The organism is Streptomyces sp. NPDC046870, from assembly GCF_040704595.1.
GTDB lineage: Bacteria > Actinomycetota > Actinomycetes > Streptomycetales > Streptomycetaceae > Streptomyces > Streptomyces argyrophylli.
This window is the reverse complement of record NZ_JBEYXM010000002.1, coordinates 798,209-810,742: the sequence shown is the minus strand read 5'-3', so window position 1 is coordinate 810,742 and position 12,534 is coordinate 798,209. Positions and strand designations below refer to the sequence as shown.

The window sequence follows — 12,534 nt, the reverse complement described above, 5'->3', positions numbered from 1 at the left end:
GCCCGCTCACCGGGATGCGGCCCCGGCGGTCTCGTACGGGAAGCGCGCGAGGGGGGCGTCCTGCGCGAAGAACGTCTTCGCGCGCGCCAGTGCCCCGGTGTCCTTGCGTACGTCGCCCGGCGCGCTGCCGTTGCCGAGCAGGACCCCGCCGAAGCGCATCCGCAGGTACGCGGCCGAGTTGTTGAGCGTGCCGGCGTACGGGTCGGCGACCGACGGCTCGTCGTCCGCCAGCGCGGCGATGCCCCAGAGGGTGCGGCCGGCCATCGTCTCCTTGAAGCCGACGCCCGGGGTGCGCAGCCAGGCCGACCAGTAGTCCAGGTAGCGCTTGGTGAGGCTGGACACCGAGTACCAGTACAGCGGCGAGGCGATGACGATGTCCGTCGCCGCCAGCGTGGCGTCCAGGAGCAGGCCGGCCGGGGTGTCCGGGGACGGCCGGACGTGGTCGCTGTCGTGCCGGAGGTCCACGAAGTCGGGCAGGGGGTGGTCGGCGAGGCGGATCCACCGCTGTTCGGTGTCGCCGGGCAGCTGCGCGGCGGCCTCGCGGGCCAGCAGTTCGGTGTTTCCCGCCTCGCGGGCGCTGCCCAGCACGAAGAGGAAGCGGCGGCTCATGGGTCCCCCATACACGTCGTACGCCGATTGAATGCGTGCGCATTCTATGCACACGCAAGCAAAATTGGCCAGGGTGCGGCTGGTGCGAGGCTGTGACGCCGCGGTGACGTGGAAAACCGCGAGGAACGGACAGACTGTGGGCAGGACGCGTACGACCGGGCCGCGACGCCGGGGGAGTGAGGGACACCGATGGCTGGACTCAGCTTCGAGAAGAAGCGGGCGCCGCAACCCGTGGGCGGTCCGGCGGCGGTGTCCGTCCGGGTGTTCGGGGCGGGAAGCGCGTCGGTGGACGGGGCGCAGGTCGTGGCGGCACCGGGCCAGGAGATCCAGCAGGCCGTGCTGGACCACCTCCAGCGCCTGGCCATCAGCGTCGGCGCGCCCGTACGCGCCACGGTCCACGACGACCTCGCGGGCTGCGTGGTCCCCCTGGAGGTCTCGGCGGACGGCTCCAGCCGGGTGACGGGGGAGGCGGTCCGGGTCCACCCACGGCCGCAGGGGACCGGGACGCCTGGTGCTGCGCGGGCCGGTGCCGGGGCGCCCGGTGGCGCTCAGGGCTCGGCCGGGCAGTCCGGACCGGCGCCGGTGGCGGAGGGTCCCGGCACGGATACGCGGGACACCACGGATCACAGCCTCCTCGCCGACGTACCGCCCGAGCCCACCGCCCCCACCCCCACCCCGGCCCGTGGGTTCGACGCGGTCGCCGAGGAGGTGCTCGGCGACGGTCCGCTGACCGAGACCGCCGAGGGCGCGAAGCTGCTCACCGGGCCGATGGGCCGGATCAACGAGGCCGTGCGGGCCGGCCGGATCGACGCCGCGGCGGAACTGGCCGACCGGACGCTCGCCGAGGCCACCGCCGTGTTCGGCCCACGCCACGCCGAGGTGCTGCACCTGCTCGAACTGTCCGCCTACATCGCCTACCTGGCCGGTGACCCGGTCCGCGCCTTCCGGCTGTCCCTGGACGTCGCCCGGCTGCGCCGGCAGGCACGGGACGGGGAGGCCGCCTACGACAACGTGCGGAGCGCGGCCACCGCCTGGCGCGCGGTGCGCGACCCGGAGGAGGGCCTGCGGCTGGGCCGCGACCTGATCGACCTGTGGACGGACCTCACCGCCGAGCCGGGCCCCGCCGCGGACGACCCGGGTCCGCTGGAGTCCGCCCGCGCCCGCATGGTCCGCCTGACCGACCGCGCGGCCCAGGCGGCGGCGCAGGCGTGACCGGCCCCGTGCCGAGCCGGCGCGCCCGGAGTCACTGCACGCAGAACTCGTTGTCCTCCGGGTCCGCCATCAGCACCCACTGGCCCGCGGGCTCCTTCACCTCGCGCACCACGCGCGCGCCCAGCGCCTGAAGGCGTGCCACCTCGTCCGCGCGCCGGTCCGGGCCGGCGTGGACGTCGAGGTGGAGCCGGTTCTTCACGGTCTTCGGCTCCGGTACCCGCTGGAACAGCAGCCGCCGCCCGAGACCGGTGCCGGTCCCGGGGTCGTACGGGTCGTCCGGGTGCCGTACGGCGATCAAATCACGGAACGCGGGCCGCCCGTGGTACTCGACGGTGGCCTCCCCGGCCAGCGCGCCGACGGACAGCAGCCGTTCGACGAGGGCGCTGTTGTCCTCGGGGGTGTAGTGCAGCGCGGCGGCCCAGAAGTCGGCCTGTGCGTGCGGGTCCGCCGCGTCGATGACGAGCTTCCAGTGCAGGGGGGCGGGCGCCTGTGCGGTCATGGCTCCCACTTATAGCCGGGCGCGTCGGCGGAGGGGGGCACTCCGCCCACTCCGGCCCCCGTGGCCCCCCGGGTCAGGCATCCGCCGGGGTCGCAGCCGGAGCCGACGCGGAAGTCGTGGCAGGCGTGGAGGCCGACGCGGGTGCCGGCGGCGAGGGCGACGTCCCGACCGTGCGGGCCGGCGGCACCGCGAGCCGCGCGGGCCGCCTCGCCCACCGCAGCGCGTCGCCGGTGAGCAGAATCAGCGCCAGCCACACCAGCGCGAACCCGGCCCACCGCTCGGCCGGCATGGCCTCGTGGAAGTAGAGGACGCCGAGCACGAACTGGAAGATCGGGGCCAGGTACTGGAGCAGGCCCAGCGTGGACAGGGGCACGCGGATCGCCGCCGCGCCGAAGCAGACCAGCGGGAGGGCGGTGACGAGGCCCGTGGACGCGAGCAGGGTGGCGTGTCCGGCGCCCTCGTCCAGGAAACTCGCCCCGCCGTGCGCGGTCAGCCACAGCAGATAGCCGAGCGCCGGCAGGAACTGGATGGCGGTCTCGGCGGCCAGCGACTCGACACCGCCGAGGTCCACCTTCTTCTTCACCAGGCCGTAGGTGGCGAAGGAGAAGGCGAGACAGAGGGAGATCCACGGCGGGCGGCCGTAGCCGACGGTCAGCACGACGACGGCGGCGAGACCTATGCCGACCGCCGCCCACTGCACGGGCCGCAGCCGCTCCTTGAGGAGCAGCACGCCCATCGCGATGGTGACCAGCGGGTTGATGAAGTAGCCGAGCGAGGCCTCGACCACATGGCCGGCGTTCACGGCCCAGATGTAGACGCCCCAGTTCACGGTGATGACACCGGCCGCCACGGCGACGAGGCCGAGCCGCCGGGGCTGGCGCAGCAGCTCTCCGGCCCAGGCCCAGCGGCGTACGAAGAGCAGCGCGACGGCGACGAACACCAGGGACCACACCATGCGGTGGGCGAGGATCTCCATGGCACCGGCCGGTTTGAGCAGCGGCCAGAACAGGGGCACCAGCCCCCACATGCCGTAGGCGGCGAAGCCGTTCAGCAGGCCGGTGCGGTGCTCACCCTCGGACGTCGCGGCCACGTCCCCTCCTTCTCGCTCGTGCGTCCGGCGTGGACGCACGAGGACGAAGGTAGCGCCGGGTACCCCGGATGTCATGCTCGTATCGCCATACGGTCATGACAGCCGGGGCGGCCGGCCCGGGATCAGCCCTTGAGCGCGGCGGTGACGGCCTCGGCGAGCGGCGTCGTCGGACGGCCGATCAGCCGGGACAGGTCGCCGGAGGAGACGACCAGCTCCCCCTTCTCGATCGACGCGTCGACGCCCGCCAGGATCCCGGCCACCGGCGCGGGCACCCCGGCGCCGGTCAGGATGCCGGTGAGGGTCTCCACCGGGACGGCGTTGTAGACGATCTCCCTGCCGGTCTGCCGGCTCAGCTCGGCCGCGTACTCGGCGAAGCTCCACGCCTCGTCGCCGCCCAGTTCGTACGTCGTGTTCTCGTGGCCCTCGCCGGTCAGCACCGCGACCGCGGCGGCGGCGTAGTCGGCGCGGGCGGCCGAGGAGACCCGGCCCTCGCCGGCGGCGGCCACGACCGCGCCGTGCTCCAGTACCGGCGCCAGGTTCTCGGTGTAGTTCTCGTGGTACCAGCCGTTGCGCAGCAGGCTGTAGGGCAGGCCGGAGGCGAGGAGCACCCGCTCGGTCGCCCGGTGGTCGTCCGCCAGCGCGGCCGTCAGGGTGCCCGGGGCGCTGGTGTAGGCGAGCAGCGCCACGCCGGCCGCCTTGGCAGCCTCGATGACGACCGTGTGCTGCCCCACCCGGCCCTTGTCGAACTCGTTGCCGGAGATCAGCAGGACCTTGTCCCCGGCGGCGAACAGGCCGTCGAAGGTCTCGGGCGCGTTGTAGTCGGCGACGGCCAGCTTCACCCCGCGGGCGGCGAGGTCGGCGGCCTTCGCCTCGTCCCGCACGACGGCGGTGATCCCGTCGGCCGGGACCTTCGCCAGCAGCTGTTCCACGACGTGCCGGCCGAGGTGTCCGGTGGCTCCGGTGACGACGATGCTCATGAGGGGTGGCTCCTTCTCCAGTGGGTACGTCACTCACCCTAGGAGTGGCGCTAACTCAGCGAAAGTACCCACTTTGAAGTAAGGTACTGGCATGCCGGTAAGGAAGAACGCGGTGGACGCCGAGGCGATGTGCCCGCACCGCCTGGTCCTGGAGCACGTGACCAGCCGCTGGGGTGTCCTCGTCCTCATCGAGCTGCTGGAGCGGCCGTACCGGTTCAGCGAGCTGCGCCGTGCGATCAGCGGCCTCGGGGGCCGGGGCGTCAGCGAGAAGATGCTCGCCCAGACCCTGCAGACCCTGGAGCGCGACGGCCTGGTCCACCGGGACGCCAAGCCGGTGATCCCGCCCCGCGTCGACTACTCGCTCACCGCACTGGGCCGCGAGGCGGCGGAGCAGGTGCGGGCGCTCGCCCAGTGGACCCACGCCCGCATGGACGCGGTCGAGGAGGCCCGCCGGGCGTACGGCGAGCCGCCCTGCATACGACGCGAGCCGCGGCACACACGAAGAGGCCCGGGGAAACCAGCCCCGGGCCTCCTGAGCCGGCGGACGGATCAGCCGACGACCGTCCAGGTGTCCCCGCCCGCCAGCAGCGCGGCCAGGTCGCCCTTGCCGTGCTGCTCGATCGCGGTGTCGAGCTGCTCGGCCATCCGGACGTCGTACACCGGCCGTTCGACCGAGCGGAACACCCCGATCGGGGTGTGGTGCAGGGTGTCCGGGTCCGCCAGCCGGGACAGGGCGAACGCCGTGGTCGGGGACGCGGCACGGGCGTCGTGCACCAGGACGTCCGCCTCGTTCTCCGGGGTCACGGTCACCACCTTCAGGTCGCCGGTCCGTGCGTCGCGGACCACGCCTGACGCGCCGTCGGCCCCGAAACGGATCGGCTGCCCGTGCTCCAGCCGGATCAGCGCTTCCTCGGCCCGCTGCTTGTCCTTCAGGGCGTCGAACGCGCCGTCGTTGAAGATGTTGCAGTTCTGGTAGATCTCGATCAGCGCCGTGCCCGGGTGGTCGGCTGCGGCGCGCAGCACCTCGGTCAGGTGCTTGCGGTCCGAGTCGATCGTGCGCGCCACGAACGACGCCTCCGCGCCGATCGCCAGGGACACCGGGTTGAACGGCGCGTCCAGCGAGCCCATCGGCGTCGACTTGGTGACCTTGCCGACCTCGGAGGTCGGCGAGTACTGGCCCTTGGTCAGGCCGTAGATCCGGTTGTTGAACAGCAGGATCTTCAGGTTGACGTTGCGGCGCAGGGCGTGGATCAGGTGGTTGCCGCCGATGGACAGCGCGTCGCCGTCACCGGTGACGACCCACACGCTCAGGTCCCGGCGGGAGGAGGCCAGGCCCGTCGCGATGGCCGGGGCGCGGCCGTGGATGGAGTGCATCCCGTAGGTGTTCATGTAGTACGGGAAGCGGGAGGAGCAGCCGATGCCCGAGACGAAGACGATGTTCTCCCGGGCGAGGCCCAGCTCCGGCATGAAGCCCTGCACGGCCGCGAGGATGGCGTAGTCACCGCAGCCCGGGCACCAGCGCACCTCCTGGTCCGACTTGAAGTCCTTCATCGACTGCTTGGCCTCGGCCTTGGGGACCAGCTGGAGCAGCCCGTTGGTGGCGTCAGTCATCGATGGCCTCCTTCAGCGCCGCGGCGAGCTGTTCCGCCTTGAACGGCATGCCGTTGACCTGGTTGTAGGAGTGGGCGTCGACCAGGTACTTCGCCCGGATGAGGGTGGCGAGCTGCCCGAGGTTCATCTCGGGGACGACCACCTTGTCGTAGCCCTTCAGGACCGTGCCGAGGTTGCGCGGGAAGGGGTTGAGGTGGCGCAGATGGGCCTGGGCGATCGACTCGCCGGCCGCGCGCAGCCGCCGTACCGCCGCCGTGATCGGCCCGTAGGTCGAACCCCAGCCGAGCACCAGGGTGCGCGCGCCGTGCGGGTCGTCGACCTCCACGTCGGGGACGTCGATGCCGTCGACCTTGGCCTGCCGGGTGCGGACCATGAAGTCGTGGTTGGCCGGGTCGTAGGAGATGTTGCCCGTGCCGTCCTGCTTCTCGATGCCGCCGATGCGGTGCTCCAGACCCGGGGTGCCCGGGATCGCCCACGGCCGGGCCAGGGTCTGCGGGTCGCGCTTGTACGGCCAGAAGACCTCGGTGCCGTCCTCCAGCGTGTGGTTCGGGCCGGAGGCGAACCGCACCCGCAGGTCGGGCAGCTCGTCCAGGTCGGGGATGCGCCACGGCTCGGAGCCGTTGGCCAGGTAGCCGTCCGACAGCAGCATCACCGGGGTGCGGTACGTCAGCGCGATCCGGGCCGCCTCCAGGGCGGCGTCGAAGCAGTCCGCCGGGGTCCGCGGCGCGACCACCGGCACCGGCGCCTCGCCGTTGCGGCCGTACATCGCCTGGAGCAGGTCGGCCTGCTCGGTCTTGGTCGGCAGCCCCGTCGACGGGCCGCCACGCTGGATGTCCACCACCAGCAGGGGCAGCTCCAGCGAGACCGCGAGGCCGATCGTCTCGCTCTTCAGGGCGACACCGGGGCCGCTCGTCGTGGTCACCGCCAGCGAGCCGCCGAACGCCGCGCCCAGCGCCGCGCCGATGCCGGCGATCTCGTCCTCGGCCTGGAAGGTGCGCACGCCGAAGTTCTTGTGCTTGCTCAGCTCGTGCAGGATGTCCGAGGCCGGCGTGATCGGGTACGACCCCAGGAACAGCGGCAGATCCGCCTGGCGGGAGGCGGTGATCAGTCCGTAGGACAGGGCGAGGTTGCCGGAGATGTTCCGGTAGGTGCCGACCGGGAAGGCCTTGGCGGCCGGCGCCACCTCGTAGGAGACCGCGAAGTCCTCGGTCGTCTCGCCGAAGTTCCAGCCCGCGCGGAACGCCGCGATGTTGGCCTCGGCGATGTCCGGCTTCTTCGCGAACTTCGACTTCAGGAACTTCTCGGTGCCCTCGGTGGGCCGGTGGTACATCCAGCTCAGCAGGCCCAGCGCGAACATGTTCTTGCTGCGCTCGGCCTCCTTGCGGGAGAGGTCGAACTCCTTCAGCGCCTCCACGGTGAGCGTGGTCAGCGGCACCGGGTGGAGGCTGTAGCCGTCGAGCGAGCCGTCCTGGAGCGGGTCGTTGGCGTACCCCACCTTCTGCAGGGCCCGCTTGGTGAACTCGTCGGTGTTGACGATGATCTCGGCGCCGCGCGGGAGATCGCCGATGTTGGCCTTCAGGGCGGCCGGGTTCATGGCGACCAGCACGTTCGGCGCGTCACCGGGGGTGAGGATGTCGTGGTCGGCGAAGTGGAGCTGGAAGGACGAGACACCCGGCAGGGTGCCGGCGGGGGCGCGGATCTCGGCGGGGAAGTTCGGGAGGGTGGAGAGGTCGTTGCCGAAGGAAGCGGTCTCCGAGGTGAAACGGTCCCCGGTGAGCTGCATGCCGTCACCCGAGTCCCCCGCGAACCGGATGATCACCCGGTCCAGGCGCCGCACGTCCTTCGCGCCGCCCGGTTTGCGCTGCTCTCCCACGACGGTTCCGTCGGTCTGCTCCGCTGGGCTGCTGACCTGGCTGGTCACTGAACTGGACCTCCTTCGAGGCGGCTGTCCGGGGCCTGGTCGTCCCACGGACCATCCCAGGATCAACCCTACGTCGGTTAGGGTCGCCTTCCCGAGGCCATCCAGGGATTGGACGACATTTCGAGACGGCCTGTCGCGCTGTGTGCACATCATGTCCCGCATCGCCGGAGCACCGGTCAAGGCGCTCCCCGCGCGTGTACAGGTTCTCTCCTCCGGCTCCCGTCCGGAGCCCCGGTCGCCCCCTACGGGTCGCTCCGGGCCTTCCTCCCGGGTACCCGCCCGCACCGAAGCGGGAGCGGCTGACGGGGCGCTGACGGGAGGCTGACAACGGTCCGGCCGGCTAGGAGTTCAGATAGGTGAGAACGGCCAGAACCCGCCGGTGGTCGCCCTCGCTCGGGGCCAGGCCGAGCTTCAGGAAGATGTTGCTGACGTGCTTCTCCACGGCGCCGTCGCTGACCACCAGCTGCCGGGCGATCGCCGAGTTCGTCCGCCCCTCCGCCATCAGCCCCAGCACCTCGCGCTCCCGGGGCGTCAGCCCCGCCAGCACGTCCTGCTTGCGGCTGCGGCCGAGCAGCTGCGCGACCACCTCCGGGTCCAGTGCCGTACCGCCCTCGGCGACCCGCACCACCGCGTCCACGAACTCCCGTACGTCCGCCACCCGGTCCTTGAGCAGATAGCCGACGCCCCGGCTGGAACCGGCCAGCAGTTCGGTGGCGTAACGCTCCTCGACGTACTGGGACAGCACCAGCACCCCGAGCCCGGGGTGCAGCCGGCGCAGCAGCACGGCCGCCCGTACGCCCTCGTCGGTGTGCGTCGGCGGCATCCGCACGTCCGCCACGACCACGTCGGGCAGCTCACCCCGCTCGTCCAGCTCGGAGATGGTCTTCACCAGCGCGTCCGCGTCACCGACGCCCGCCACGACATCGTGCCCGCGGTCGGTCAGCAGCCGGGTCAGGCCCTCCCGCAGCAGCACTGAATCCTCGGCGATGACCACCCGCACCCTGTCCTCCACGATTCTTCCGGCCCCCCCCACAGCCCGATCCCCCGCGACGCCGTCCGCCCCGGGGCGTCCTTCGAGGGTCCAGCATTCCAGCAATCCCCCCGGTCCGCCGCCGGACCGGGGGGAATACCGGGGGAACACCGGGGGCGTGCCGGGGCGTGTCCTCGGGGGAGCGGACGTGTTCTCACGGCTACGCCGGGCAGATGCGTGGGCGCTCGGCCGCTCCACCGGTCAGGTGTGTCACCGTCCCGCCGAGGCGGTTGTCAGGCATGCGCCGCCACGCCGTCGCGCCGGGCGGGCGCTGAGGCGTACCGCCGGCTCGGAGGGCCCCGTGCCGCCGCTTCCGCGCCCATGTGCCGCCGTTGCGCCGCGCGGGCGAGCTTTGGCGTACCGCCTTCGGCCGTGCGGCCGTTTGCCGCGCGGGTGCGCCGCCGCTCCGTCGGTCAGGTGTGTCACCGTCCCGCCGAGCGGGTTGTCAGGCGTGCGTCGCTACGCCGTCGCGCCGGGCGGGCGCTGAGGCGTACCGCCGTTCCGCCGCTCGGCGGGGGCTCGCCCCGCCGTCCCCGTGCCCACGCGTGCCGCCGCCCGTGCGGACGCTTGCGGTTCGGGGGTCAGCCGCGCCAGGGGAGTTCCGCGATCACCCGGGTGGGGCCGCCCGCCGGGGAGTCCAGCATGAGGATGCCGTCCACCGCGTCCAGGCGGGCGGCGAGACCGGCCAGCCCGGAGCCCCGGGAGGCGTCGGCGCCGCCGACGCCGTCGTCGGTCACCTGGAGCATCAGCCGGTCCTCCGAGCGCCACACGTCGACGGAGGCGGACCGGGCGCCGCTGTGCTTGCTGATGTTCTGCAGCAGTTCGGAGACGGTGAAGTAGGCGATGCCCTCGATGGCGGGCGCGGGCCGGGACGGCAGGTCGACCTCGACCCGCACCGGCACCGCGCAGCGGGAGGCGACTGCCGACAGGGCCGCGTCCAGGCCGCGGTCGGTGAGCACGGCCGGGTGGATGCCCCGGGCGAGGTCGCGCAGCTCCTGAAGGGCCGTCTTCACCTCCCCGTGCGCCTCCTCCACCATCCGCGCCGCCGTCCGCGGGTCCTCCCGCAGCTTCTCCTTCGCCAGCCCCAGGTCCATCGCCAGGTTCACCAGCCGGGCCTGCGCCCCGTCGTGCAGGTCCCGCTCGATGCGGCGCAGATCGGCGGCGGCCGTGTCGACCACGATCCCCCGGTCCGACTCCAGCTCCACCACCCGCGCCGACAGCGGCGACGGGCCGAGCAGCCCGCGCACGAGCAGCCCGTCCACGGTCGTCAGGGCCCGTACGAGCCAGGGCGTGGCCAGGGTGAACACCAGCCCGACCAGCGCGGTCACGGTGATCTCGAAGGGGTTGTCGAGGTAGACGCTGTGGTGGGCGTCGCCGTAGAGCTGGATCCCGCCCTCGCCGGCGTACGCCGGGAACACCCAGAACCACAGCGGATAGCTCAGCAGCGCCCAGCCGCAGGACCAGAAGGTCACCGCCACCGAGAACGAGAACACCGCCCACGGGAACTGGACCAGCGCGTACAGCACGTGCCGCCAGGAGGCGCCGCTCTTGAGCATCGCGCCCATCCAGGCCGCCGCCCCCTGTTTGCGCGGCCGCAGCGGTTCCGGGTCGGCCACCTCCAGGTCCAGCAGGCCGCGCGCCCGCGCCCGCTCCAGCACGCCGAAGCCCCGGCAGCCGGCGAGCGCCGCCGCCAGCACCGGGATGCCGAGGAAGGTCACCAGCAGGCCCGCGCCGAGCGCGACCATCGTCACCGTCCAGCTGAACAGGACGATCGCCACCGGCAGGCTCAGCAGCACGTAGCCGAACTCGCGCCAGCTGCGGCCCTCGAAGGGCGCCCGCAGCCCGGCGGGCAGCCGGTGCCGCGGCTCGCTGCGGGTGGCGTACCCCTGTCCGTAGTCCGTGACCATCGGTGTCGTCCCGTTCTCCTCGTTCCGGCGGCGGTTCCAGCCGTACCACCAGGGTCGTCCGCCGGGCCCTCCCGGGACATGGAGTCCGTCGGCGTCTTGAGCGGGGGGTTTTCCCCACCCCCGTGCTCCGCTCAGCCGTAGTGCCGTGGACGGCGCCGCGGTCGCGCGGCCCGGAAACGCGGCCACGCGCGCGTGAGGCGTTTTTCGCGCCTCACGCGCGCGGGATGCCGCGGCCACCGGCCACGTGCGGGCGGGCCGCTGCTGTGCCGTGGCGGGCGGGGCTACTCCTGCCGGTCCCGCCAGGGCAGCTCCGCCGTGACCACCGTCGGGCCGCCCGCCGGGGAGTCGACGACGAACAGGCCGTCCACCGCGCCCAGCCGGTCCGCCAGGCCCCGCATCCCGCTGCCCCCGTCCAGCCGGGCGCCGCCCCGGCCGTCGTCCCGGACCTGGATGAGCAGCCGGTCCTCCGAGCGCCACACGTCGACGGAGGCGGACCGGGCGCCGCTGTGCTTGCTGATGTTCTGCAGCAGCTCGGAGACGGTGAAGTAGGCGATGCCCTCGATGGCCGCCGCCGGCCGGGCCGGCAGGTCGACGGTCACCGTCACCGGCACCGTGCAGCGGGAGGCGACCGCCGACAGGGCCGCGTCCAGGCCGCGGTCGGTGAGCACGGCCGGATGGATGCCCCGGGCGAGGTCGCGCAGCTCCTGGAGGGCCAGCTTCACCTCGCCGTGCGCCTCGTCCACCATCGCCGCCGCCGCGTCCGGGTCCTCCAGCAGCTTCTCCTTGGCCAGGCCCAGCCCCATGGCCAGGTTGACCAGCCGCGCCTGGGCCCCGTCGTGCAGGTCCCGTTCGATCCGGCGCAGGTCCGCCGCCGCCGTGTCCACCACGATCCCTCGGTCGGACTCCAGCTCGGCGATCCGGCGCTCCAGCTCGTCCGAGGGCGACAGCAGCCCCCGCACCATCGCCCGGTCCAGGTTCGCCATGCCCCGCGCCAGGTACGGCAGCACCGGCCACAGCACGAACAGCGAGACCAGCACCGTGCAGAAGGTGAGGACGCCCCAGGGCAGCCGGATGGCGTCGTACAGCAGCGTGCGCCACCCCACCGGGTCCTTCAGCGCCATCCACAGCCGCTGCACCGGGCCCCCGCCCTTGGCGAGCGGCAGCGGCGAGGGCTCCTCCACCCGCACCCCGAGCAGCTTGCGGGCCCGGGCCCGTTCCAGTTTCCCCAGCTGCCGCGCGCCCAGCAGGGACAGCGCGAGCAGCGGGAGACCGATCACGGTGAGGGTGAGGGTGCCGCCGGCCACCAGGACGGTGACCGCGTAGGTGAATCCGAACAGCGCCACCGGCAGGTTCAGCAGGAGATACACGATCTCCTTCCAGGTGTGCGCCTCATAGGCCGGCCGGGGCGGCGGCAGCCGGTGCAGGCCGTCGTGTCCGTCGTGTCCGCCGTCAGCGGCACGGCCGTCACGTTCGTCGGTGCCGCCGGTCCGGTCGGCGGCGGGGCTGGGAGCGGTCATGCTGATCAGCCTGCCGTGCGCGGCACCGTCCACGCCATGCGGTACGCCGCCCTCCGCCGCCGGGGGAAAACCCCACCCCATCCCGGGTACCGGCTGTCTCACGGCCTGACGGGCTGCTTACCGGCTCTTTATCAGGGCCTAGACTCCCGTGCGTACAGGTC

General features: G+C 72.9%; 10 protein-coding genes and 1 pseudogene. 2 read left to right on the top strand and 9 right to left on the bottom strand.

Translation table 11 applies throughout. The features are described from left to right. Positions 1-6: 6 nt before the first annotated feature. On the bottom strand, positions 7-609 hold the full coding sequence (locus AB0946_RS08165) for an NAD(P)H-dependent oxidoreductase (protein ID WP_366759723.1): 603 nt from the start codon (positions 607-609) through the stop codon (positions 7-9). Positions 610-798: 189 nt separating this feature from the next. Between AB0946_RS08165 and AB0946_RS08160 the strand changes: the two genes are divergently transcribed. Continuing rightward, positions 799-1,821, top strand: coding sequence for a tetratricopeptide repeat protein (locus tag AB0946_RS08160; RefSeq protein WP_366759722.1), 1,023 nt, complete (start codon positions 799-801; stop codon positions 1,819-1,821). A gap of 31 nt (positions 1,822-1,852) precedes the next feature. On the opposite strand, the gene AB0946_RS08155 is transcribed toward AB0946_RS08160, so the two are convergent. The 3 genes from AB0946_RS08155 to AB0946_RS08145 form a co-directional block, all read right to left on the bottom strand. Then, positions 1,853-2,320, bottom strand: a complete 468-nt coding sequence (locus AB0946_RS08155; protein WP_366759721.1) for a VOC family protein — start codon at positions 2,318-2,320, stop codon at positions 1,853-1,855. Between the two features lie 73 nt (positions 2,321-2,393). Beyond that, entirely contained in the window at positions 2,394-3,410 is a 1,017-nt protein-coding gene (gene rarD / locus AB0946_RS08150; protein ID WP_366759720.1) for an EamA family transporter RarD, read from the bottom strand. Between the two features lie 122 nt (positions 3,411-3,532). After that, positions 3,533-4,387: an SDR family oxidoreductase gene (locus AB0946_RS08145; protein WP_366759719.1), complete on the bottom strand. Its 855-nt coding sequence runs from the start codon at positions 4,385-4,387 to the stop codon at positions 3,533-3,535. Between the two features lie 91 nt (positions 4,388-4,478). On the opposite strand from AB0946_RS08145, the pseudogene AB0946_RS08140 reads away from it, so the two are divergent. Continuing rightward, positions 4,479-4,841: pseudogene (locus AB0946_RS08140) on the top strand (helix-turn-helix domain-containing protein); the annotation flags it as partial. A gap of 95 nt (positions 4,842-4,936) precedes the next feature. Here the strand turns inward: AB0946_RS08140 and AB0946_RS08135 are convergent. The 5 genes from AB0946_RS08135 to AB0946_RS08115 form a co-directional block, all read right to left on the bottom strand. Continuing rightward, positions 4,937-5,998, bottom strand: a complete 1,062-nt coding sequence (locus tag AB0946_RS08135; RefSeq protein WP_366759718.1) for a 2-oxoacid:ferredoxin oxidoreductase subunit beta — start codon at positions 5,996-5,998, stop codon at positions 4,937-4,939. Next, positions 5,991-7,919 (bottom strand): 2-oxoacid:acceptor oxidoreductase subunit alpha, encoded by a 1,929-nt coding sequence (locus AB0946_RS08130; RefSeq protein ID WP_366759717.1) that lies wholly within the window; start codon positions 7,917-7,919, stop codon positions 5,991-5,993. The genes AB0946_RS08135 and AB0946_RS08130 overlap by 8 nt, the downstream gene beginning before the upstream one ends. Before the next feature lie 340 nt (positions 7,920-8,259). After that, a complete protein-coding gene (locus AB0946_RS08125) occupies positions 8,260-8,931 on the bottom strand; it encodes a response regulator transcription factor (protein WP_356337132.1) in 672 nt (223 codons plus the stop codon). A gap of 599 nt (positions 8,932-9,530) precedes the next feature. Then, entirely contained in the window at positions 9,531-10,856 is a 1,326-nt protein-coding gene (locus AB0946_RS08120) for a sensor domain-containing protein (RefSeq protein ID WP_366759716.1), read from the bottom strand. A 281-nt stretch (positions 10,857-11,137) separates the two neighbouring features. Further along, positions 11,138-12,373: a sensor domain-containing protein gene (locus tag AB0946_RS08115; protein ID WP_366759715.1), complete on the bottom strand. Its 1,236-nt coding sequence runs from the start codon at positions 12,371-12,373 to the stop codon at positions 11,138-11,140. Positions 12,374-12,534 lie beyond the last annotated feature (161 nt).

Excerpts from the sequence above, each read along its gene's own strand:
- AB0946_RS08165 (WP_366759723.1), bottom strand. The coding sequence starts at position 609 with ATGAGCCGCCGCTTCCTCTTCGTGCTGGGCAGCGCCCGCGAGGCGGGA.
- AB0946_RS08160 (WP_366759722.1), top strand. The coding sequence starts at position 799 with ATGGCTGGACTCAGCTTCGAGAAGAAGCGGGCGCCGCAACCCGTGGGC.
- AB0946_RS08155 (WP_366759721.1), bottom strand. The coding sequence starts at position 2,320 with ATGACCGCACAGGCGCCCGCCCCCCTGCACTGGAAGCTCGTCATCGAC.
- AB0946_RS08145 (WP_366759719.1), bottom strand. The coding sequence starts at position 4,387 with ATGAGCATCGTCGTCACCGGAGCCACCGGACACCTCGGCCGGCACGTC.
- AB0946_RS08135 (WP_366759718.1), bottom strand. The coding sequence starts at position 5,998 with ATGACTGACGCCACCAACGGGCTGCTCCAGCTGGTCCCCAAGGCCGAG.
- AB0946_RS08120 (WP_366759716.1), bottom strand. The coding sequence starts at position 10,856 with ATGGTCACGGACTACGGACAGGGGTACGCCACCCGCAGCGAGCCGCGG.
- AB0946_RS08115 (WP_366759715.1), bottom strand. The coding sequence starts at position 12,373 with ATGACCGCTCCCAGCCCCGCCGCCGACCGGACCGGCGGCACCGACGAA.